Genomic DNA, 22,720 nt, shown 5'->3' with positions numbered 1-22,720 from the left:
GATAGTGCGGGTTCCCGTGTGAAAGTAGGTCATCGTCAGGCTCTTACAGCCCCAAAAAGCCCAGCCCCACAAGGCTGGGCTTTTTGCTTTTTGCGCAGCTTTTCGAGTATGGCGGCGGCCCGCCCCCTTTTTCTCGATTCAATGGCTCGCCGGCGCTCGCAGTTCCCTGCGCAGAATCTTCCCGACATTCGTCTTCGGCAGCGAATCCCGAAACTCGATGTGTTTTGGGCGCTTATAGCCAGTCAGTTGGTCATGGCAATAGCGCATGACTACCTCTTCCGTCACCGAGGCGTCTTTTCGAACCACGAACACCGTGATAGCCTCGCCCTGCTTTTCATCGGCCACGCCAACTGCGGCGCATTCGACCACGCCCGGACATAGGGAGATCACGTTCTCGAGTTCGTTGGGAAAGACGTTGAAGCCGCTGACCAGAATCATGTCCTTCTTCCGATCCACGATGCGGCTATAGCCGTCCGGCTGCATCACCGCGATATCCCCCGTACGCATGAAGCCATCGGCTGTGAATGCTGCCGCGGTCTCTGCCGGCTGGTTGTAGTAGCCAGCCATGACGTTCGGTCCCTTGATGCAAAGCTCCCCGGCTTCGCCCGGCGGCAGTGAGCATCCTTCGTCATCCTTGATCGCGATCTCGATCCCCGGCAACGGCAGCCCGATCGTCCCAGTGAATTTGAAGTTCGAAACCGGGTTGTTGGTCCCGATCGCGCAGGTCTCACTCATGCCCCAGCCCTCGATCATCGGGCACCCGGTAACTTCGAACCACTTGCGGGCGGTGCCTTCCGACGCCGCCATGCCGCCGGCCTGCGAAACGAAGAGCGATGAAAAATCGACCGTCTTGAACTCTGGATGCACCAGCAAGGCGTTGAACAAGGTGTTGACCGCCGGCAGCATGTGGAAGGGGCGTCGCTTGAGCACGTCGATGAACTTGTCGAAATCGCGTGGATTGGGAATCAGCGTGAGATGCGAGCCCTGCCGGATCGCCAGCAGGCAAAGCGTCAGCGCAAAGATGTGATACAGCGGCAGCGCGGCGATGCTGTTGACCTTCGAGAGATCCCCCGCGCGCGCTAGCGCCGGTGTGAACCAGGCCTCCGCCTGGAGTGTCGCCGCAACGATGTTCCGGTGCGTGAGCACTGCGCCTTTGGAGAGCCCTGTGGTGCCGCCCGTGTATTGCAGGAACGCGATCGAGTCGAGCGTACTCGGGTCTGCGGCCAGCGGGCGTCCGCGGCCTTCTTCGATCGCTTTGGCGAATGGCGTGACCGTTCGGCCCTTGTCTAGTGGCAACTTGTACGCCGGCACCATCTTGGCGAGATGCCGGACGGCCAATGTGATCCAGGCGCCATAGACGCCACCCAGAAGATCGCCCATCGACGCGATGACAACATGCTGGATCGCGGTCCGATCGATGACCTGTTCGAGCGTCGCTGCGAAGTTCTCGAGGATCACGATGGCTGTCGCGCCCGAATCCTTGAGCTGATGCTCCAGTTCGCGCGCGGTGTACAGCGGATTGACATTGACGCACGTGAGCCCTGCACGCAAGACGCCGCACATCGTCACTGGAAACTGCGGGATGTTCGGAAGCATGATGGCCACGCGTGCACCGGGCTCGAGACCGCGCGTCTGAAGCCATGCGCCCATGGATTGCGACAATGTGTCGAGCTCCCCATAGGACATCCACCTCTCCATGCACACCGAGAAAGGCCGCGTCGCATAGCGCGTGAACGACTCGCCGAAGAGCTGTCCAAGATTGCGGTACTGCTCGGGGTGCACTTCGTGCGGAATACCGGGCGGATAGTTCAGTCGTGCAGCGTCCTGCATGTGGTCTCCTTTGGCGCGGATTGTCGAAGCGAGTGCCTCCTTGCGCCCTCGGGGCTTGTCCTAGGGAACCAGGCGCCCGGGCCGCCCATGCGATAGTTGCGCCCATGATTGCGCGACTACAGCGATGGTTGGTGTTGGGGTCACTCGTCGTCGCCATCCTCTGGGTGAGTGCCTGGTGGTTCCGCTCACCGGCGATTGCGGTCGCGGGACTGTGCGTCCTGTCTCTCGGCCATGCAGGGTTCCTCGCATTCGAGTTCATCGCCAGCTACCGCGTCGGTGCGAACGATCCGATTCAGCGTGCCACTGCCATGCAGTACGTCAGCGCCTGGCTTGCCGAATGCCGGATTGCGCCGCGCGTCTTCTGCTGGCAGCAGCCCTTTCGTTGGGCGTCGATTCCCGATCGGCTGCAGCCGGACGATCGCCGCGGCGCGGTCCTGATTCACGGCTTCGTCTGCAACCGCGGCTTCTGGAATCCCTGGTTGCGCGAACTCCGCGCGATAGGACGCACCTTCGTCGCAGTCAATCTGGAGCCGCCGTTCGGCTCCATCGACAACTACGCCCGGATCGTCGACGACGCCATCGCGCGTGTGACCGCCGCGACCGGGCGGCCGCCGCTCCTGATCTGCCACAGCATGGGCGGTCTTGCGGCCCGGGCATGGCTGCGCGACGCCGATGGAGCGCGCGTGCACCGAATCGTCACGATTGCCACACCGCACCGTGGCACATGGCTCGCGCGATTCGGTCGCACAGTCAACGGCCGGGAAATGCGGATGGGCGGTGAGTGGCTTCAGAGGGTCGATTGCGAACAGACCAGCGCGCGGCAAGTGCCCTTCACCTGCTGGTATTCGACCAGCGACAACATCGTGTTCCCTCCGTCCGTGGCCACGCTGCCGGGCGCCGACAACCGCCCCGTCGTGGGCCAGGGGCATGTGGAAATGGCCTTCGACGAGCGCGTCAGGCGCGAGACCCTGGCGCTGCTCGACTGACTCAGGGTGCCCCCACTGCTCCGCCGGCCAACAACGCGCCGCCTGTCCCGCCGACGGGTTACTTGAGCCAGCGATCCATCGTGCGCTGGAAGTCGCCGCTCGCCTGCGACAAGTGCAGCCATTGGTCGACATACGCCTTGAAGGCCACGTCGTCGCGCGGCAGCATCCAGGCCATCTCGCCATACTGCAGCGGCTTGTCGGGATTGATCGCGCAGAGGCCCGGCTTGAGCTTCTGCTGCGTGATCGCTTCGGCCGACTCGGTGACGAAGACGTCGGCGCGATTGGCGAGGATCTCGTCGAAGATCGTCACGTTCTCGCCATGCACCGTGAGCTTGGCGCGCTTGAAGTTCGCGCGCGCAAAGCGCTCGTTGCTGCCGCCGGGATTGAAGATCACCCGGACCTCGGGTTTGTCGATCTGCTCGACCGTCTGATACTTGGCCACGTCCGCGCAGCGTGCGATCGGCGTCTTGCCGTTGACCATGTAGGGCGCGCTGAAGAACGCGCGCTTCTGCCGGTCGGTGGTCACCGAAACGCCGCCGACGGCCATGTCGCACTTGCCCGCGGCAAGATCCGGCAACAGGTTGGCCCAGGTCGTCTTGATCCATTCAGGTTTCGCGCCGAGGCTGCCGCTGAACGCGGTCATCAGGTCGACGTCGATGCCTTCGTAGCTCGCGTCCGTCTTCTGGAAGCTGAACGGCCGGTAGTCGCCCGGCGTACAGACTCGAAGCACGCCGGACTTCTGCACTGCGTCGAGCCGCGAAGCGGTCGTCGACGCACCCTGCTGCGCGGGCATCGCGCATCCGCCCAACGTCAACGCCACAGCCATCATCGAGAGGGATGAACGAAGCGAAGTCGTCAGACGCATGCGAAGCTCCAGTGAGTGAAAAGGGAGCGCTATTGTGCGGCGGCGAGCACTCCGCGGCGCATCTGATCGAGTTCGATGCTCTCGAACAGCGCCTTGAAGTTGCCTTCGCCGAAGCCCTCGTCGCCCTTGCGCTGGATGAACTCGAAGAAGATCGGGCCGAGCTGGTTCTCGCTGAAGATCTGCAGCAGCAGCGCACCCTTCTTGCCGTCGACGAGGATCTTGCGCTTCTTCAGCGCCGCCACGTTCTCGCCGTGACCGGGAATGCGCTTGTCCACCAGCTCGTAGTAGGTGTCGATTGTGTCCAGAAGCTTGACGCCGGACGCGCGCAGCGCATCCACCGTATGCGGCAGGTCGCGCGAACCCAGCGCGATGTGCTGGATGCCCTCGCCGCGATAGCTGTCGAGGTACTCCTGAATCTGCCCGGCCTTCTCGTTGCCCTCTTCGTTGATCGGGATGCGGATCTTGCCGCACGGACTGGTCATGGCCTTGCTCTTCACACCCGTGACCTGGCCTTCGATGTCGAAGTAGCGGATCTCGCGGAAGTTGAACAGGCGCTCGTAGAAGTCCGCCCACTCCTTGAGCCGGCCACGATGCACGTTGTGCGTTAGGTGGTCGATGTAGGTCAGCCCGTGGCCTTCCGGTGCGAGCGCTTCGACCGCCGTCAGGCCGGGCAGCGCTTCGAAGTCCACGTCGTAGAAGCCGATGTTGCCGATGTCGCCGGGCTGCGCACCGTTCTTGCCGCGCCAGCGATCGACGAAATAGATCAGGCTGTCGCCGATGCCCTTGATGGCCGGAATGTTCAGCTCGCCAGGGCCGGCGCCGGGTGCGAAGCCCCAGGCGCCCAGTGAAATGGCGCGCTCGTAGGCGGCTTTCGCGTCCTGCACGCGGAATGCGATCGCGCAGATGCTCGGGCCGTGCTGGCGGGCGAAGCGCTGCGCGAACGAATCCGGCTCCGAATTGATGATGAAGTTGATCGTCCCCTGGCGATAGAGCAGCACATTCTTGTGGCGGTGCTTCGCGATGGGCCGGAAGCCCATCTGTTCGAAGACCTTGCCCATGGCGGCGGGGTCCGGTGCCGCGTACTCGATGAATTCGAAGCCATCGGTGCCCATCGGGTTGTCCCAAGGCGTGAAGGCTGTGGTGTCGGTGCTGCTCATGGCGCGGTCTCCGGGGTGGGGTTCGGGATGGGTTTCAGTTTCACGCCGCACGGCCCGCGGCGTCCGTTTGCAACTGTAAAAGCGCTGGCGATCACGATTTCGGCGTTGTCGGGCCTGCCTCAAGCAATCCTTGCAGGAAAATTGCAAAATCCAGTCCATGGACGCATTGGACAAGATCGATCGACACATTCTGCGCAGCCTGCAGGCCGACGGGCGCGCCACTTACGATCAACTGGCCGAGCAGGTCAGCCTCTCCGCGAGCGCGGTACTCCGGCGGGTCAAGCGGCTGGAGGAATCCCGCGTCATCGACCGCTACGTGGCGCTCGTGAAGCCCGAGTCGGTGGGCCTGGGCCTGACCGCCTACCTCAATGTCCGCCTCGAAAAGAACACCGAGAGCCACAAGAGAAACCCGATGGACCTCTTCCGGGCCAGCGTGCAGACTTGGCCCGAGGTGGTCGAATGCGCGGCCCTTACGGGGGAGATGGACTATCTCCTGCGCGTCGTCGTCGCCGACATGGCTCACTACAGCCGCTTCATCATGGACACACTGCTCAAGCACCCCAGCGTGCAGGACTGCAAGACCAGTTTCGTGCTGGACCGCGTGAAGGCCACCACGGCTGTTCCGGTGTAACGCCGGCGAGACAGATTGGCGTCATTTTCGATCACCTCCGGTACTTGTTCACCCATGAGACGCCAAAGCAACCCCATGCAGTTGAAGGCTAGGGGAAAACCCTTATATTTGGGCCATGCTTACCGCCAAGGCCCTCCTCAAAGCCTCACTCGGCGTCGGCTCGTTCCTGAAGGCGCCGATGGTTGAGGCGCAACCGCGGGCGGCTGCGCCCGCCCCTGTGATGGTTCCGATCCGCTCGATCGGGCCGCGCGAGCGTGATCGTATCGCTCAGCACCTCCTTTCACTTTCCCCCCACGACCGCTACTTGCGGTTCGGCTATGCGGCATCGGACGAACAGGTCCAGCGCTATGTCGACGGGCTCGATTTCGAACGCGACGAATTGTTCGGCATCTACAACCGGCGGCTCGACCTGATCGCGATGGCTCACCTGGCCTTCCCGCCTGCCGACCAGGAGCAGGATTGCGCCGAGTTCGGTGTTTCTGTCGCTGAACACGCGCGCGGTCGCGGCTACGGCGCCCGCCTTTTCGAGCGAGCGGTGGTCGTCGCGCGCAACGAAGGCGTCGGCATGCTGTTCATCCACGCGCTCAGCGAGAACGCCGCGATGCTGAAGATCGCCCGCAACGCAGGCGCGACCGTCGTGCGCAGCGGCTCCGAATCCGAAGCCCACCTCGAACTGCCCGCAGCGACCTTCGACAGCCGGATGAGCGAAATCGCCCTGCAGCATTACGCGCAGGTCGACTACCAGCTCAAGACGCGCGCCAAGCAGTTCTGGGCCTTCCTGGCCGAGCTGCAGGACATTCGCAGCGGCGTGCGGGCCGCGCGCGAGCGATCCGCGCAGTGAATTTGCTCGCCCCCAGGCTTGCTCACTTCGTGTAGCCGCCAACCCCCTACCGGGGGCGCTGCCGGTGGCCCGGCCGAGCCGGTTCCACGGCAGCCCACGAACGGACGGGCGCGTTGCGCCGTCTAGGAGTCCGGCCCGAGCCACACGCAGTGGGCGAGGCTGGGGGTGTATCCTTGTCATTCCCCAACTCCGCCCTCCTGCAGTGGCTGAACCTCACCCTGAACGCGCGCCCGCCGAACGCGAAGACAAGCGCAGCTTTTTCCAGAAGCTCGCGGAATTCATCAACCCTGGCCCGGATTCGCGCGACGAGCTGATCGAAACGCTCGCCGACGCCGAGGACAATGAAGTCATCGGCGCCGAATCGCGCGTGATGCTCGAGGGCGTGCTTCGCATGGCCGACATGACGGCCGGGGACGTGATGGTGGCGGCGCCGCGCATGGACCTCGTCAACATCGACGCGCCGTACGACACGCTGCTGAACCTGGTCATCGACACGGCGCACTCGCGCTTCCCGGTCTACGAGGGCGAGAAGGAAAACATCATCGGCATCCTTCTGGCGAAGGATCTCCTCAAGCTGCAACGCGCGCCGGGCCTGAACATCCGCGCGCTGCTGCGCCCCGCCACCTTCGTGCCCGAAAGCAAGGGGCTCAACGACCTGCTTCGCGAATTCCGCGGCAATCGCAATCACCTCGCGGTGGTCATCGACGAGTTCGGCCGGGTGGCAGGCCTGATCACCATCGAGGATGTGCTCGAGCAGATCGTCGGCGAGATCGAGGACGAGTTCGACATTCCCGAGGACGAGGGCGACATCTTCGGCCTCGCCGACCACACCTATCGGGTCGCGGGCGACACGCCGATCGAGCGTGTGGCCGAAGCCTTCGGCATCAATTTCGACGACCAGGCTCGCGGCGAAGACTTCGACACCATCGGCGGACTGATCGCGCACGAGATGGGCCATGTGCCCAAGCGCGGCGAGCACTATGCGCTCGGCAGCTTCGATTTCGTCGTGCTGCACACCAAGGGTGGCGCGGTGCGCTGGTTCAAGGTCTCGCCGGCGCGCGGCGACGACGCCGCCGATTGAACGCGCTGGTTCGCGCCCTGGGCTTCGGGCTTGCGGGGCTCGCCCAGGCGGCTTCCATTGCCGCGCCATGGAACGGCCAGCCGCAGTGGTGGCTCCAGCTGCTCTCGCTCGCGGCGCTCGTCTGGCTGCTCGACGGATTGCGCAATGCCGACGGCCGCGCCGGCGCGTGGCGCTGCGGTGCGTTCCAGGGATGGATCTTCACGACCACCTGGCTGTGCGGCACCTTCTGGTGGCTCTTCATCTCGATGCACACCTATGGCGGCCTGCCCGCGCCGCTTGCCGCGATTGCCGTATTCGCCTTGTCGGCGGCACTCGCGCTTTACTACGTCGTGGCGTGCGGCCTCTACGTCGCCTTTGCGCCTTCCAGTCCTGTGGGCTCGGCTGCGTTCTTCGCTGCGTTGTGGACCCTGGCGGAGCTCGTGCGCGGAAGCTGGTTCACCGGCTTTCCATGGGGCGCCGGCGGCTATGCGCACGTCGATGGTCCGCTGGCCGTCTACGCGCCGTGGATCGGGGTGTACGGCATTGGTGCCATCTCGGCTGCCATCGCGGCGCTCGTGGCCATCGCCTTGCGGCGTGCTCGCAGCCGCCCGGTTGCGATCAACGCAGGGCTCGCGCTGATCCTGCTGTGCGTGCCGGCGCTGCTTGGCGCTATCCGCGGCACACCCGTTGACGACGCCGCGCGCTCGCACGGCCAGCTTCGCATCGCCCTCCTGCAGGGCAACATCCCCCAGGACGAAAAGTTCATCCCTGGCGGTGGCATCGCGACCGCGCTGCGCTGGTACGGCGAACAGCTCCACACCGCCGCAGCGCCGCTGGTCATCACGCCGGAAACCGCATTGCCGCTGCTGCCATCGCAGTTGCCGCCCGGCTACCTCGAAGCCATCGCGGCGCGCTACGCGAGCGGCAACCAGGCCGCGATCGTCGGCCTGCCGCTCGGCGACCGCAACGGCTACAGCAACGCGGTGGTCGGCTTCCGCCCTGGCGAGTCGCAGACCTATCGATACGAAAAGCACCACCTCGTGCCCTTCGGCGAATTCATCCCGGGGCTGTTCCGCTGGTTCACGGAGATGATGAACATCCCGCTCGGCGACTTCAACAGCGGCGGCCTCGCGCAGGCACCATTCGCCTGGCAGGGCCAGCGCATCGCGCCGAACATCTGCTATGAAGATCTCTTCGGCGATGAGATCGGCGCGAATTTCCGCAACGAGGCCGACGCGCCCACGATCCTGCTCAACGTGAGCAATATCGCGTGGTTCGGCGATTCGATCGCGATCGACCAGCATCTCGCGATCTCGCGCATGCGCGCGCTCGAATTCCAGCGTCCGATGGTGCGCGCGACGAACACCGGCGCCACTGCAGTCATCGACCACCGCGGCCGCGTGACGCACGAGCTGCCGCGGCTCACGCGCGGCGTCCTCGAAGCCGAAGTCGAAGGCCGTACGGGCATCACGCCCTATGCGTTCTGGGTCTCGCGCTTCCGCCTCTGGCCGTTGTGGGCCCTTGCGCTGGTCGTCGTCGCGGCCACGCTGTTGGCGCAACGCGGCCGACGCGTGCAGACCGCCGCCGTCATCGGCTGACCGGCCAGTCGCGCAGCTTTCCCGGATTCAGCAGTCCCTGCGGGTCGAAGCGCCTCTTCATCTCGACGATCTCCGGCGCAAGCGCGCCGCCGGCCTTGCCGTCCTCGACGATGAAGGTGTGCGGGTTGTTGATGCGCACGCCGCGCTCGCGGTGCATACGGATGATTTCGCCCAGCCGCTCTTCGGTGGTGAAGCGCACCAGCTGCAGCGCGCTGCAGGTGATGAGGCCATCGAGATTGCGCAGGAACTCCGCGTGCATCAGGACCTCGCCTGCGAAGAGCTCCTCCATCGCCGTGATCTGTTCGACCTGCTGCCCCGGCACGAAGCTGCTTTGCAGGTAGGTCAGCGTCTTGTCGACCTTCAGCGCGTGCAGCGTCGTGTGGTTCCAGGTGAACTCCATCAGCGTGCGATTGCTCTTGCGTACTTCCTCCGCGGTCTTGCGGTAGCTCATCGTGCCGCCATGCGCCTGCATCAATTCGAGCATCGGGACTTCGGACGATTCATCAACCAGCGACAGCACCGCATGGCATCCCTTCGGCAGGTATTCGGCAAGCTGCGCGAGATGGTCGGGCACCGGGCTGGCAAAGAACGCGACCTCGCGCTTCACGATGCCCGGCGCGTGCGCGAGCGCATTGCCGAAGGCGAGCGCCTTGTCGAAGGCATCGAAGACGACGAGGCTTTCGAGCCACGGATGCGCAGGCGCCAGTGCCACTTCGAGCTCCAGCACCAGGCCGTTCGTGCCCCACAGGTGATGCATCCGCAGCGCCTCGGCGCCACGCAGCTCGACGATCTGCGGCTCCGGCTCGATCGTCATCGCGCGCGACCCCAGCACGTTGCCCGGTGCACCGAGCGGCCCGTAGTTGATCGAACCCACGCCGCCGAAGCCGCCGCCGAACAGCCCGCCCAGCGTCGCGCTGCGATAGGTCGACGGAATGCAGCGCAGCTCCTGTCCGCTGGCCTTGGTGTGCTTTTCGAGTTCGCCCAGCCGGATGCCCGTCTGTGCGCGCGCCACGCCGGGTCGCACCCACTGCACCGCGTTGTAGGCCGTCATGTCGAGCACCACGCCACCGGCGAGCGGCGTTGTCTGGCCGTAGTTGCCAGTGCCGCTGCCACGAATCGTGATCGGCACGTTCAGTCGTGCGCAGGCGCTCACCAGGGCGCGAATCTCGTCCTCGGTGCGCGGTCGCACGACCGCATCGGCGCGCTTGTCCTTGAGCTGCCGGTCCAGCACCGGGCTGAACCACGCGAAGTCCTGCGACAGCCGGGCGATGCGGCCCGGGTCGGTGATCCAGTCGAGCTCGGGCAGTTCGAGGTGCAATCGCTCGATGGGGGAAACGGGTGCGTTCATCGATTCAATCCTGTGAGAGTTCGCTGGCGTGCCAAGAGCCGAGCGCGAGTTTGGTGAGCCACGCCATCAGGACGAACAGCGCGACACCGGTCAGTGAAATCAGAAGCAGCGCGGCGAACATGCGCGGGATGTTGAGCTGGAAGCCCGCCTGCAGGATCTGGTAGGCCAGCCCCGCGCCGGAGCCGCCGGTGCCCGCGACGAATTCCGCCACCACCGCGCCGATCAGCGCGAGGCCGCTGGAGATGCGCAGGCCGCCGAAGAAGTAGGGCAGCGCACTCGGAATGCGCAGCCGAACGAGTTGTTGCCAGCGCGACGCATGATTGAGCTTGAAGTAGCTCTGCAGATCGGGCTCCACGCTGCGCAGGCCCAGCGTGGTGTTGCTGATGATCGGGAACAGCGCCACCAGCGCCGCGCACACCACCATCGCGGCGGTCGGGTTCTTCACCCAGATGATGATCAGCGGAGCGACCGCGACGATCGGCGTGACCTGCAGCAGCACTGCGTACGGGAAGAGCGCGGTCTCGATCAACTTGCTCTGCACGAAGAGGAACGAGATCAGCACGCCCGCGATGGTCGCCACCACGAACGAGAGCACCGTGATCTTCAGCGTCACCAGGAGCGCCATGCCGAGCGGCATCCAGTCGGTCACCAGCGTCTGCATCATCAGGTAGGGTGAGGGCACGAGGTAGGGCGGCAGCTCCAATGCCGTGACGAGGCCCTGCCAGAGCGCCACCAGTACTACACCGACCAGCAGTGGATAGGCGACGCGCTGGACGCGCGGTTGCTGCAGAAGGGGCGTGCGCTTGGCTTTCGGCAGGCGTTGCGGCTTCGCGGGGTTCTGAGGCACGGCTCGGACCTTGGCGGATGCGGAGGGGTCGGAGGCCGGACTCGTCGTTGGTGCGATTGCGCTCATGCGTGCACCTCGTCGGCCGTTGTGCTCGCGCGCAGCAGGCTGTCCTGCAGCTTCTTCGCATAGCGGCTGAACTGCGGTGACACCATGAAGTCCGCGGTGCGCGGGTAGGGCTCGGGGATCTCGAACTCCTCCACCACGCGACCGGGCCGCGCGGCCATCATGATCACGCGGCTCGACAGGAAGACGGCTTCATGGATCGAGTGCGTCACGAAGATCACCGTGAGCTTCTTCTTGCGCCACAGGTCGAGCAGTTCCGCGTCGAGTTTGTGGCGCGTGATCTCGTCGAGTGCGCCGAAGGGCTCGTCCATCAACAGCAGGTCGGGCTGCGTGACGAGGCCGCGCGCGATCGACACCCGCATCTGCATGCCCCCCGAGAGTGCGCGCGGCAATGCCGAACCGAACTTCTCGAGCCCGACCAGTTCGAGTGCTTCCGAGACGCGCGCCTGCGCTTCCTTGCGCGGCACGCCGGCGAGATCCAGCGGCAGGCGCACATTCGTGCGCACGCTGGCCCACGGCATCAGCGTGGGCGACTGGAACACGAAAGCCATGCGCCGCCCGCTCGATTCGATCTGCTGCACCGGCTTGCGGAACACCTTGAGGCGGCCGTCGGTCGGATCGAGCATGCCGGCGACCATCTTCAGCAGCGTGCTCTTGCCGCATCCGGAAGGGCCGAGCAGCGTGACGAACTCGCCTTCGCCAATGGTCAGGTCCACGGGCATCAGCGCCCGCGTGCCGTTCGGATAAGTCTTCTCTGCCGAAAGCACTTCGACGGCGGGCGTCGTTGCGACACGTGTCGGCAGGTCGTAGGTGGCGGATTGGGGTTCGTTCATGCATGGCCTTTCGAGAGGAGGCCCGAGCTCGGGCCTCCGGTGTTTCAGGGCAGGACCTTCGCGTCCTTCACGAATTCGGTGGTGTAGGTCTTGGCGATCTCGACCTTCGAGGGGTCGAGCAGCTTGGCGGACACGAGGAAGTCATAGCTCGCCTTGGTGCGCGCATCGGTGATCACGCCGATGCCCTGTGTCTGCGCATCGCCGCCGGTGACCATGCCCATTTCCTTCAGCTTCGCGACGCTGTAGGCGAGCTGGTCGTCGGTCATGTTGGGGTTGTCCTTCTTGATCAGCGCATTGGCGGGCGCCGGATCGGCGAGATAGCTCTTCCAGCCTTCTGCCGATGCCTTCACGAAGGCGGCGACCTGCTTGGCGCGCTCCTTCACCGTCTTGTCCATGCACGACACGGTGGTCGCGTAGGCCGGGAATCCGTGGTCGCTGAACATCAGCACCGTCGTCTTCACGCCGGCCTTCTGGATCGCGTAGGGCTCGGAGGTGAGATAGCCCTGTTGCGCCGTGTTCTTGTCCGCGACGAAGGGCTGGATGTTGAAGGTGTACGGCCGCGTCTGTTCGTCGGTGAAACCGAACTTCGCCTTCAGCCACGGCCAGTAGCCGCGATTGGCCTGCGAGCCGATCAGGATCGTCTTCCCCTTGAGATCCTCGAACTTCTTGACGTCGTCGTGCGCGATGAGCACCTGCGGGTCCTTCTGGAAGAACGCCGCAACATTGACCACCGGCACGCCGCCTTCGCGCACCTGCATCATCTGGATGTCGCTCGAACCCATGATGCAGTCGGCCTGGCCGGCGGCCATCATCTGCGTGATGTTGACCTGAGGGCCGCCCATCTTGATGGTCACGTCCAGCCCGTACTTCTTGTAGATGCCCTGTGCCACTGCCTGGTAGAAGCCGCCATGCTCGGCTTGCGCGTACCAGTTGGTCATGTAGACGAACTTGTCCTCCGCGTGAGCGGGCGCAGTCGCCGCGATGGCGAGCGCCGCGGCAGCGGCAAGACGACCGAGAGGGGAAGCGATGTGTTGGCGCATGGTGAGGACCTTCGAGGTGGGGAATGAATTTGGCGGGACGCGCGATGCAAGGAACGAGCCTCAGCCGGCAAAGGCTGGTTGGGCGGACTGTATGAAGCCCTGCTCGTGGCCGCGCCCCCAGGTGGATTCGTCGCGCACCACCCAGCGCAGGGCGTAGAGCTCGGTCAGCGCCTGGACCCAGCTGTCGGCCAGCGTGTCGAGGATTTCCTCGCCCTGTTCGCGCGTTGCGCTGGTCGGGTCGCCGATCACGCCGCTGGGGCCGAAGTCGCGCGCGGTCCACGCGCAGGCGGGCCGGCCATCGGCCGACAGCAGCTTGATCGGGAAGGGCGGCGGGAAGTTGGCGGCCGCGCGCTCCATGTGCACCGTTTCGGGCGCGAGTGCGAGCATCAGTGCGGTTTCGGAATGGCCCGCGTGCATCGCAAGCCGCTTCTCCTGCTCGCTCACCTGCTTGCTCGCCGCGCTCGGCAACCGCGAGACGCCATGCGGCACGACCACGAAATCGCCATGGCGCAGACGCAGTTCGCGCGCCGCCATTTCGAGCACCTGCGGCTGCCCGCCGTGCCCGTTCGCAAACAGCAGCTTGCGAAAGCCCGAGCGGTACACCGATTCGCCGATCTCGATCACCGTCGACAGCAGCGTGGTGCCGGTCAACGTCATCGTGCCGGGGAAGTGCAGGTGCTCTTCCGACTTGCCGTAGGTGATCGTCGGCAGCGCGAAGGCGCGCACCTCGGCGGGCAACCGTTCGAGCGCCTTGCCCATCACGCCGGAGGAGATGACGCTGTCCACCGAGCACGGCAGGTGCGGCCCGTGTTGTTCGATCGCGCCGCAGGGCAGCACGATCACGGTGTTCTCGCGATCGGGCAGCGCGTCGATCTCGGTCCAGCTCAGGTAGGGCAGGAAGCGGTGGGGTGGGATGTAGCCGTGGAGCATGGAGTGAATCCTGTAGAGAGAGCAGCAGCCGTATCAGGCAAAACGCGCCATCGCACTGCCCACGCGCTGGAGGAAGCGCTTGAGCTGCGGCTCGGTCGCGACGTTCATGTGGTAGTGCGCGTGGTAGTCCACCCGCGCCTGCTTGCCGGTCAGGCGGCGCATGTAGCGCGTGACGATCTTGCGCGGCGGGTCGCCCATGTACCAGGCGACCCAGCGCGGCCGGCCGTAGGTGACGACCGCCGAGATGCGCTGGATGTTCGTCAGCATCGGCTTGACGTTCTGCGGGTCGCGCAGGTCGAAGGCCACGCCCGGCATGAAGAGCCTGTCGAAGTAGCCCTTGAGCATCGCCGGCAGCCCGAAGCACCACGTCGGAAAGCAGAACACGATGCCCTCGGCCCACTGCAGCCGCTCGACGTAGGGCTTGAGTGGAATCTGGTTGCTCGGCACCTCGTGATAGCCCAGCCGCTCCTCGCGCGACAGCACCGGATCGAATCCCTCGGCATACAGGTCGCAGTCGTCCACCTCGTGGCCGGCGGCGCGCAGGTTGCGCACGACCTCCTGGTGCAGGGCGGCATGAAAGCTGGTTTCGACCGGATGGCAGTAGACGACGAGCACGCGCATGGTGTGTTGACCGCTTAATCAGAGCAAGTGGTCAGGTTACGCAAGCGACGTGCCAGCCGGCTCGCACCAAAAGCGGGAGGATGGTCAGCGAACGGGAGCGGAGCCTGGGAAGGCCTCCTCGCCGGGCAGAGGAGCAGTCCAATCCGCAGCACGGAGTTTGCGGGTCGCGAAATGGTGATCCAACCGTGAAATAGTTCTGATTCGGGTGGCGCTGCATGGCCTTGAGCGGAGCGCGCCGTTGTAGGACGACGCCAAAGCACCCATGATGAAGGCTCTCGTGGGAACCTTTTCTCCAAGGTCGACCACCGACCTCTTGCCCCGACTGGAAACAGCCGGGGCTTTTTCGCGGTTGGGCCTTCGTGTGGTGTGGGTACTCCAGGCGGACACATGCCGCCTAGGGTTTTCCCTAAAATGGAGCCTCCTGATTCACGAGGCTCACATGCTCACCCTCGCACTTGTGCTCGTTGCTGCCGCTGGCCTCGTCGTCCACGGCGTCCAAACGTCCGACGGTGACCAGCCGCTCTGATCGACCCCATGTCTCCTCAGGTCCGGCAAGGACCTGACCTCGGCCCCGCGCAGCGATGCCCGGGGCCTTTTCTTTGCCCGTCGGCAGCCGGGGCTACGCCCTGATGCCGCAGCCGCCCAGCACGAAGGCGATGAGCTCGCGCGCGATCGGCTCCCGGTCGAGTGGCGCATCGGGCGGCAGGCCCAGCATCACGCGCGTCTGCAGCGCGTAGTCCGCGTAGCTCTGGGTCATGGCCCAGATGTGCATCAACAGCAGGCGCGCGTCGAGCGGGCGCATCTGCCCGCGCGCGATCCAGCCGTTGATGATGTCCACCTTCTTCTGCGTCCACATGCGTGCGTTGGGCCAGTAGCGCTCCAGGTTGCGCCCGCCGTCCAGCACTTCGCGCGTGAAGATGCGCGAGATCTCGGGGTTGTCGAAGGCGTGGTCCAGCTTCTTGCGGATGTAGTCGGCCAGCACCGCGCCGGGGTCGTTGGCGTTCTCCTGGAAGTCGAACACCACCTTCCAGTCGTGCAGCACCTGCATCAGCAGCTCTTCGTACAACTCTTCCTTGCCGGGGATGTAGTAGTGGAGCTGCGGCTTGGTGAGCCCCGCGCGCGCCGCGATCGCCTGCGTCGAAGCACCTTTCAGCCCATGCAGGCTGAATTCCGCGATCGCCGCTGCACGAATCGCCGCCAGGATGCGCTCGCGCCCCGGCCTCGCGCGCGACAGCGGCCCGTTCGGGGCGGGCATCTGTTGGGCGCTCATGGCGGCGGACGTGGATGTATCGGTCATCGCGTCGGCGATGGTAGCGCTTGCCCGAATCGGACCGCGGCTGCATGCTTGCCGAGCCGGCCGCATGACGGCATGCGAGCTTGGCATTGCGTGCATGTGCGGCGAAGGCGTGGTTTGGCTATCGTCTCGCCCGCTTCGTCACACAACTGTCAAAGGAGCTTCCATGTACCTTGCATCCAGACTTCGCGCATTCGCGGGCGCGGCCGCGTTGATCACCGCCAGTGCGATCGCGCATGCGCAGGCGGCCCTGCCCAATGTCGTCATCCTGGCCACCGGCGGCACCATCGCGGGCGCCGGCGCATCGGCCGTCAACAGCGCCACCTATTCGGCCGCCAAGGTGCCGGTGGACAAGCTCATCGCCGGCCTGCCCGAACTCTCGAAAGTTGCCAACGTGCGCGGCGAACAGGTCTTCCAGGTCGCTTCCGAAAGCCTGACCAACGACAACCTGTTGACCCTCGCCAAGCGCGTCTCGGCGCTGTCCAAGCAGGCCGACGTCGACGGCATCGTCATCACCCACGGCACCGACACGATCGAGGAAACCGGCTACTTCCTGACGCTGACCGTGCACACCAGCAAGCCGATCATCGTCGTCGGCTCGATGCGCCCGGGCACGGCGCTGTCGGCCGATGGCGCGCTGAATCTGTTCGATGCAGTGAACGTTGCGGCCAGCAAGGATGCGGCAGGCAAGGGCGTGCTCGTGGTGATGAACGACGAGATCCACACCGCGCGCGACGTCAACAAGACAGTCAACATCAAGACCGAGGCCTTCAAGAGCCAGTGGGGTCCGCTCGGCATGATCGTCGAGGGCAAGAACTACTGGTTCCGCGCGCCGGTCAAGCGCCACACCATGCAGTCGGAGTTCGACATCGACACCATCACCGCGCTGCCCGCGGTCGAGATCGTCTACGGCTACCAGAGCGTGCCCTCGACGGCGATCGATGCCTTCGCCAAGAGCGGCGTCAAGGCCATCGTCCATGCCGGCACCGGCAATGGCTCCGTGGCCGATCGCATCGTGCCCGTGCTGCAGAAGGTGCGCTCCGACGGCACCATCGTGGTCCGCAGCTCGCGCGTGCCGGACGGCTTCGTGATCCGCAACGCCGAGCAGCCCGACGACAAGTACGACTGGGTCGTCGCGCATGACCTGCGCCCGCAGAAGGCGCGCATCCTGACCATGGTCGCGTTGACCAAGACCAACGACACCAAGGAACTGCAGCGGATCTTCTGGGAGTACTGAGCGCTAGATCGACAGGCAGATGCCGATCAGGCCGAGCATCACGAGGCTGAGCCCGAGCAACTCGCGCGGGCTCAGCGCCTGTTCCTGGAAGATCCTGCGGGACACGAGGTAGCTGAAGAAGACCTCCACCAGTCCCAGCGTGCGGACCTGCGCCGCCGACTGCATCGCGAACGCGGTGAACCAGCCGATGGACGCCACCGCACCCATCAGCCCGGCCACCAGCGACACACGCCAGCCGGTCAGCACCGCGCGCACCGTCTGCGGCGAGCGCCACAGCAGCCAGGCCAGCATCAGCACCGACTGCACCGCCTGGGCCCACATCACGCCCCAGGCGCCGGCCAGCCAGGGCGAAAGTTCCGGCACCTGCAATGAAGCGCCGCGATAGCCCACCGCAGAGATCGCGAAACACGCGCCCGAGGCCAGCCCGTAGATCGCCGGTCGAAATCCCGAAGGCTGCGCACCATCGACTCCCCGACCGAGCGCGCCCGGCTGCAGCGACAGCAGCACGATCCCCGCGCTGGCGATCAGCATCGCCACCAGCGCGAGCGTGCCGGGCACCTCGCCCAGGAACAGTGCGCTGAAAAGCGCCACCTGCAGCACTTCCGTCTTCGAGAAAGCCACGCCCACGACGAATTGCCGCGTCTGCATGGCGGCCAGCAGAAACGCAGTCGCCGCGATCTGGGCGATGGCCCCCGCCAGCAGCCACGCGAAGTACGCCGTGCCGAAGTGCGCCACTGGCGCCGTCGTGGCCGGCAGCGCCTGCAGCACGGCGACCCACAGCGCGGCGAACGGCAGCCCGTAGAGAAAGCGCACCAGCGTCGCGCCCAGCGTGCCGGCCTGCGCGGTCAGCGAGCGTTGCGCGGCGTTGCGTGCAGACTGGGCGGCCGCGGCGAACACCACAATCACGATCCAGGTCCAGGCGGGGAGCGAATGAGAGTCCAACATAGCACCCGATGTTGCGGCACGCCGAAAGAGGGCGCGGCATCGCTTGGACAGGGGCCCCCTCGTCGCACGCGAAGGGTCGCGACGCAAGAGGCGCTCGGCCGCGTCAGGGCTCTTAAAATCCCCGGTTCGCCGTCACGGGGCTCCCTGCCTCCAGCGGCCACCGGGCTCACCATGCTGACTTTCCAACAAATCATCCTCAAGCTTCAGGCCTACTGGGCCGACCAGGGCTGCGCGCTGCTGCAGCCGTACGACATGGAGGTCGGCGCAGGCACATCGCACACCGCCACCTTCCTCCGCGCCATCGGCCCGGAGCCCTGGAAAGCGGCCTACGTGCAGCCCAGCCGTCGCCCCAAGGACGGCCGCTACGGCGAGAACCCCAACCGCCTGCAGCACTACTACCAGTACCAGGTGGTGCTCAAGCCGGCGCCGAGCAACATCCTCGAGCTCTACCTCGGCTCGCTCGAAGCGCTCGGCTTCGACCTCAAGAAGAACGACATCCGCTTCGTCGAGGACGATTGGGAGAACCCCACGCTCGGCGCCTGGGGCCTCGGTTGGGAGGTCTGGCTCAACGGCATGGAAGTGACCCAGTTCACCTACTTCCAGCAGGTCGGCGGCATCGATTGCCGTCCCATCACCGGCGAGATCACCTACGGCCTCGAACGCCTCGCGATGTATCTCCAGGGCAAGGAAAGCATCTACGAACTCGAATGGGCGCCGAACGTCAGCTACGGCGACGTCTATCACCAGAACGAGGTCGAACAGTCGGCCTACAACTTCGAGCACAGCGACGCCGACTTCCTTTTCACTGCCTTCTCGGCGCACGAGAAGCAAGCCAAGCACCTGATGGAAGCGCAGTTGGCGCTGCCTGCCTACGAGCAAGTGCTCAAAGCTGCGCATACCTTCAACCTGCTCGATGCCCGCGGCGCGATCAGCGTGACCGAACGCGCGGCCTACATCGGCCGCATCCGCAACCTTGCGCGCAGCGTCGCGCAAAGCTACTACGACAGCCGCGAGCGCCTGGGCTTCCCCATGGCTCCGCGCGAGTGGGTCGCGCAAATCCCGAAGAAGGCGGCCTGATCGATGACCACCAAGAACAACCTGCTCGTCGAACTCTTCGTCGAGGAACTCCCCCCCAAGGCCCTGCGCAAGCTGGGTGAAGCCTTCGCCACCGTGCTTCGCGACCAGCTCGTCGCCGCCGGTCTGGCCGATGCCGGCTCGGTGCTCACGCCGTACGCATCGCCGCGCCGCCTGGCCGCGCACCTCACCAACGTGCTCGCGCAGGCCGCCGACAAGGCCGTCTCGCAAAAGCTCATGCCGGTCTCGGTCGGCCTCGATGCCTCCGGCAACCCCACGCCCGCGCTGCTCAAGCGCCTCGGTGCGCTCGGCGCCGACGCCAGCGTGGTACCCGAACTGCGCCGCGCCATGGACGGCAAGGCCGAAGCGCTCTTCTACGAAAGCACTGCCAAGGGCGCGACCCTTGCCGAAGGGCTCCAGAAGGCCCTGGCCGAGGCCATCGCCAAGCTGCCGATCCCCAAGGTCATGAGCTACCAGCTCGAATCCGGTTGCGAGTTGCCGGGCTGGAGCAGCGTGAGCTTCGTGCGTCCCGCCCACGGGCTTGTCGCGCTGCATGGCGACACCGTCGTGCCCGTCGAGGCACTGGGCCTGCAGGCCGGCCGCGAAACCCACGGACACCGTTTCGAAGCCAGCGTCGATCCCGTATCGCTGCGCGATGCCAACGGCTACGACCAGCAGTTGCAGGACGAAGGCGCCGTCATCCCCGGCTTCGAGGCACGCCGCGCCGAGATCGCGCGTCAGCTCGCCGAGGCGGCGATCAAGGTCGGCGGCAACACGCAGCCGATCAATGACGACGCGCTGCTCGACGAAGTCACCGCGCTGGTCGAACGGCCCAATGTGCTCATCTGCGAATTCGAACGCGAGTTCCTCGACGTGCCGCAGGAATGCCTCATCCTCACGATGAAGGCCAACCAGAAGTACTTCCCGCTGCTCGATGCGCACGGCCGCCTGACCAACAAGTTCCTCGTCGTCAGCAACATCAACCCGGCCGATGCGAGCGCCGTCATCGGCGGCAACGAGCGCGTGGTGCGCCCGCGTCTGGCCGACGCCAAGTTCTTCTTCGACCAGGACCGCAAGAAGTCGCTCGCCTCGCGCGTCGAATCGCTCGCCAAGGTCGTCTATCACAACAAGCTCGGCACACAGGGCGAGCGCGTGGAGCGCGTCATGCGCATCGCGCACGCCATCGGCGAGAAGATCGGCACGCCCATCGGCGACGCCCACCTCGCGCCCCGCGCCGTGCAGGCAGCGCAACTCGCCAAGGCCGATCTCGTCACCGACATGGTCGGCGAGTTCCCCGAGCTGCAAGGCATCATGGGCCGCTACTACGCGCTGCATGACGGCCTCGATCACACCGTCGCCGACGCCATCGAAGACCACTACAAGCCGCGCTTTGCCGGCGACGAGCTGCCGCGCAGCAACGTCGGCATCGTCGTGGCGCTGGCCGACAAGCTCGAAACCCTCGTGGGCATGTTCGGCATCGGCAACCTGCCCACCGGCGACCGCGACCCCTTCGCGCTGCGCCGCCATGCGCTCGGCGTCATCCGCATGCTCATCGAGCGCAACCTCTCGCTCGACCTGCGCACCATGCTCAGCGACGCTTTCGCCGCCTTCGGCGCGCACAAGGGCGGCGAGATCGCGCTGACCGACCCGACCGACGCGCTCGAAGCCTTCATCTACGACCGCCTCGCCGGCAGCCTGCGCGAGCAGGGCGCCAGCGCGCAGGAAGTCGAAGCCGTGCTCAGCCCGCGCCCGCAGCGCCTGGCCGAAGTGCCCAAGCTCCTCGCCGCCGTGCGCGCCTTCGCCGCACTGCCCGAAGCCCCCGCGCTCGCCGCCGCCAACAAGCGCATCGGCAACATCCTCAAGAAGTCGCCCGAGGCCGACGCGCACGTGAGCGAACTCCTCCTGAAGGAACCCGCCGAAAAGGCACTGCACGCCGCGATGCAGCAGGTCGTGCCGGTGGCCAACGGTCAGTTCGAAGCCGGCGACTACACCGCATCGCTGCAAACCCTCGCCGCACTGCGCGACCCCGTGGATGCCTTCTTCGACGACGTCATGGTCAACGCCGAGCAATCCGACCTGCGCCTCAACCGCCTCGGCCTGCTCATGATCCTGCACGGCGCGATGAACCGGGTTGCACAACTCGAGCGGCTGGCGGCGTAAGCTTCAGGCACCATGAAACTCGTCATCCTCGACCGCAATGGCACCCTCAACGTACACCGTGAGGATTTCGTCAAGAGCGACATCGAGTGGACGCCGCTCCCCGGTGCGCTCGAAGCGGTGGCGAGACTCAATCACGCCGGCTGGCACGTCGTCATCGCGTCCAACCAGTCCGGCCTGGGCCGCGGCCTGTTCGACGTCGCATCGCTCAACGCCATGCACGCCAAGATGCACAAGATGCTCGCCGCCGTCGGTGGGCGCATCGAAGCCATCTTCTACTGCCCGCACAGCCCCGACGAGGGCTGCGACTGCCGCAAGCCCAAGCCCGGCCTGTTCCGCCAGATCGGCGAGCGCTTCGGCGTCGACCTTGCCCACATCCCGGTCGCCGGCGACAGCCTGCGCGACCTGCAAGCCGGCGCAGCCGCCGGGTGCGAGCCGCACCTGCTGCTCACCGGCATGGGTGCCGCCTGCCGTGGCATGAACCCGCTGCCGCCCGAATATCCACCCAACACCCGCGTTCACGAAGACCTCGCCGCCTTCGTCGACTTCCTCCTCGAACGCGAAGAAAAAGCCGCCCTGAAGGTGGCCGTCTGATGTCCTTCATCCGCTCTGTCATCCACGCCCTGTGGATGCTCGTCACCGTGGTTCCGTGGGGAATCATCATGTGCGTCAATTCCCTCTGGAAGCGCGGCATCCCGCTCTACTGGATGGCCGTGCGCTGGCTCAGCTGGGCCATCGGCGGGGCGCGCCTGATCCTCGGCATCCAGTACCGCGTCACCGGCATGGAAAACCTGCCGCAGGACAAGCTCGCCGGCGCCGTCCTGCTCGTCAAGCACCAGTCCACCTACGAAACCTTCCTGATGCCCACGCTCATGCCGCACCCGCTGGCATTCGTCTTCAAGAAGGAACTCATCTACGTGCCCTTCTTCGGCTGGGCCATGGCGCGGCTCGACATGATCCACATCGACCGCAGCCAGCGCACGCAGGCCTTCAACAAGGTCGTCTCTCAAGGCCGCGAGCTGCTCAAACAGGGCATCTGGATCATCATGTTCCCCGAAGGCACGCGCATTCCGCGCGGCAAGCAAGGCAACTACAAGACCGGCGGAACCCGTCTCGCCATCGAAACCGGCGTGCCCGTCGTCCCCATCGCAGTCACCTCGGCCAAGGTCTGGCCGCGCAAGGCCTTCGTCAAGACGCCGGGCGTCGTCGATGTCTCCATCGGCCCCGCCATCCCCAGCACCGGCCGCCGCCCCGACGAACTCATGCGCGAAGTCGAGACCTGGATCGAAGGCGAAATGCGCCGCCTCGATCCCGAGGCCTACGCCACCGAACCCTCGTCGGCCGCATCCACCACCGCCTGAGG

General features: G+C 65.6%; 21 protein-coding genes. 10 read left to right on the top strand and 11 right to left on the bottom strand.

Translation table 11 applies throughout. The annotated features are described in order from the left end of the window. Positions 1-138 precede the first annotated feature (138 nt). Positions 139-1,830: an AMP-binding protein gene (locus BLW05_RS17525; RefSeq protein ID WP_093164553.1), complete on the bottom strand. Its 1,692-nt coding sequence runs from the start codon at positions 1,828-1,830 to the stop codon at positions 139-141. A gap of 104 nt (positions 1,831-1,934) precedes the next feature. Here BLW05_RS17525 and BLW05_RS17520 point away from each other — a divergent pair, with 104 nt between their 5' ends. Next, the gene (locus tag BLW05_RS17520) at positions 1,935-2,816 is read left to right on the top strand and encodes an esterase/lipase family protein (protein WP_093164551.1); all 882 of its coding nucleotides are present in this window, start codon (positions 1,935-1,937) and stop codon (positions 2,814-2,816) included. A gap of 58 nt (positions 2,817-2,874) precedes the next feature. Here the strand turns inward: BLW05_RS17520 and BLW05_RS17515 are convergent, their stop codons facing one another. Together BLW05_RS17515 and hppD are read right to left on the bottom strand one after the other, a co-directional pair. Further along, the gene (locus BLW05_RS17515) at positions 2,875-3,681 is read right to left on the bottom strand and encodes a transporter substrate-binding domain-containing protein (RefSeq protein WP_093164549.1); all 807 of its coding nucleotides are present in this window, start codon (positions 3,679-3,681) and stop codon (positions 2,875-2,877) included. A 29-nt stretch (positions 3,682-3,710) separates the two neighbouring features. Continuing rightward, the gene (gene hppD / locus BLW05_RS17510) at positions 3,711-4,838 is read right to left on the bottom strand and encodes a 4-hydroxyphenylpyruvate dioxygenase (RefSeq protein ID WP_093164547.1); all 1,128 of its coding nucleotides are present in this window, start codon (positions 4,836-4,838) and stop codon (positions 3,711-3,713) included. A 157-nt stretch (positions 4,839-4,995) separates the two neighbouring features. Here hppD and BLW05_RS17505 point away from each other — a divergent pair, with 157 nt between their 5' ends. The 4 genes from BLW05_RS17505 (at position 4,996) to lnt (ending at position 8,968) form a co-directional block, all read left to right on the top strand. After that, a complete protein-coding gene (locus BLW05_RS17505) occupies positions 4,996-5,469 on the top strand; it encodes an Lrp/AsnC family transcriptional regulator (protein WP_093164545.1) in 474 nt (157 codons plus the stop codon). Positions 5,470-5,584: 115 nt separating this feature from the next. After that, positions 5,585-6,310 carry a GNAT family N-acetyltransferase gene (locus BLW05_RS17500; protein ID WP_093164543.1) on the top strand — a complete coding sequence of 242 codons (726 nt, stop codon included), beginning with the start codon at positions 5,585-5,587 and terminating at the stop codon, positions 6,308-6,310. A gap of 202 nt (positions 6,311-6,512) precedes the next feature. Then, positions 6,513-7,391, top strand: a complete 879-nt coding sequence (locus BLW05_RS17495) for an HlyC/CorC family transporter (protein WP_093164541.1) — start codon at positions 6,513-6,515, stop codon at positions 7,389-7,391. Beyond that, entirely contained in the window at positions 7,388-8,968 is a 1,581-nt protein-coding gene (gene lnt / locus BLW05_RS17490) for an apolipoprotein N-acyltransferase (protein ID WP_093164539.1), read from the top strand. The genes BLW05_RS17495 and lnt overlap by 4 nt, the downstream gene beginning before the upstream one ends. Here lnt and BLW05_RS17485 read toward each other — a convergent pair. The 7 genes from BLW05_RS17485 to BLW05_RS17450 all read right to left on the bottom strand — a co-directional run bounded on the left by BLW05_RS17485 (position 8,958) and on the right by BLW05_RS17450 (position 15,905). Further along, on the bottom strand, positions 8,958-10,316 hold the full coding sequence (locus BLW05_RS17485; RefSeq protein WP_093164537.1) for an FAD-binding oxidoreductase: 1,359 nt from the start codon (positions 10,314-10,316) through the stop codon (positions 8,958-8,960). The genes lnt and BLW05_RS17485 overlap by 11 nt on opposite strands. Positions 10,317-10,320: 4 nt before the next feature. After that, positions 10,321-11,229 carry an ABC transporter permease gene (locus BLW05_RS17480; protein ID WP_256330355.1) on the bottom strand — a complete coding sequence of 303 codons (909 nt, stop codon included), beginning with the start codon at positions 11,227-11,229 and terminating at the stop codon, positions 10,321-10,323. Then, positions 11,226-12,059, bottom strand: coding sequence for an ABC transporter ATP-binding protein (locus BLW05_RS17475; protein WP_093164535.1), 834 nt, complete (start codon positions 12,057-12,059; stop codon positions 11,226-11,228). The genes BLW05_RS17480 and BLW05_RS17475 overlap by 4 nt, the downstream gene beginning before the upstream one ends. Positions 12,060-12,103: 44 nt before the next feature. Beyond that, positions 12,104-13,099, bottom strand: coding sequence for an ABC transporter substrate-binding protein (locus tag BLW05_RS17470; protein WP_093164533.1), 996 nt, complete (start codon positions 13,097-13,099; stop codon positions 12,104-12,106). A gap of 60 nt (positions 13,100-13,159) precedes the next feature. Beyond that, entirely contained in the window at positions 13,160-14,029 is an 870-nt protein-coding gene (locus tag BLW05_RS17465) for a creatininase family protein (RefSeq protein ID WP_093164532.1), read from the bottom strand. Positions 14,030-14,062: 33 nt separating this feature from the next. Next, complete coding sequence (locus tag BLW05_RS17460; RefSeq protein WP_093164530.1) at positions 14,063-14,650, bottom strand: NAD(P)H-dependent oxidoreductase; 588 nt, start codon at positions 14,648-14,650, stop codon at positions 14,063-14,065. Positions 14,651-15,269: 619 nt separating this feature from the next. After that, positions 15,270-15,905: a TetR/AcrR family transcriptional regulator gene (locus tag BLW05_RS17450; protein ID WP_093164526.1), complete on the bottom strand. Its 636-nt coding sequence runs from the start codon at positions 15,903-15,905 to the stop codon at positions 15,270-15,272. Positions 15,906-16,110: 205 nt separating this feature from the next. On the opposite strand from BLW05_RS17450, the gene BLW05_RS17445 reads away from it, so the two are divergent. Further along, a complete protein-coding gene (locus tag BLW05_RS17445) occupies positions 16,111-17,181 on the top strand; it encodes an asparaginase (protein WP_093164525.1) in 1,071 nt (356 codons plus the stop codon). Positions 17,182-17,184: 3 nt separating this feature from the next. Here the strand turns inward: BLW05_RS17445 and BLW05_RS17440 are convergent, their stop codons facing one another. After that, positions 17,185-18,126, bottom strand: coding sequence for a DMT family transporter (locus BLW05_RS17440; protein WP_093164523.1), 942 nt, complete (start codon positions 18,124-18,126; stop codon positions 17,185-17,187). Positions 18,127-18,297: 171 nt separating this feature from the next. Between BLW05_RS17440 and glyQ the strand changes: the two genes are divergently transcribed. Genes glyQ through BLW05_RS17420 form a run of 4 tightly spaced genes read left to right on the top strand, consistent with a single transcriptional unit; the run spans position 18,298 to position 22,718 of the window. Then, positions 18,298-19,203 (top strand): glycine--tRNA ligase subunit alpha, encoded by a 906-nt coding sequence (gene glyQ / locus BLW05_RS17435; protein ID WP_093164522.1) that lies wholly within the window; start codon positions 18,298-18,300, stop codon positions 19,201-19,203. 3 nt (positions 19,204-19,206) lie between these two features. After that, positions 19,207-21,360, top strand: a complete 2,154-nt coding sequence (gene glyS / locus BLW05_RS17430; RefSeq protein WP_093164520.1) for a glycine--tRNA ligase subunit beta — start codon at positions 19,207-19,209, stop codon at positions 21,358-21,360. A gap of 12 nt (positions 21,361-21,372) precedes the next feature. After that, on the top strand, positions 21,373-21,951 hold the full coding sequence (gmhB, locus tag BLW05_RS17425; protein WP_093164518.1) for a D-glycero-beta-D-manno-heptose 1,7-bisphosphate 7-phosphatase: 579 nt from the start codon (positions 21,373-21,375) through the stop codon (positions 21,949-21,951). Continuing rightward, entirely contained in the window at positions 21,951-22,718 is a 768-nt protein-coding gene (locus BLW05_RS17420; protein ID WP_093164516.1) for a lysophospholipid acyltransferase family protein, read from the top strand. The genes gmhB and BLW05_RS17420 overlap by 1 nt, the downstream gene beginning before the upstream one ends. Positions 22,719-22,720: the final 2 nt, after the last annotated feature.

The sequence above is a fragment of the Variovorax sp. YR216 genome, from assembly GCF_900107745.1.
GTDB lineage: Bacteria > Pseudomonadota > Gammaproteobacteria > Burkholderiales > Burkholderiaceae_C > Variovorax.
The sequence above is the reverse complement of the archived record's forward strand: the minus strand, read 5'-3'. Positions and strand labels throughout refer to the sequence as shown.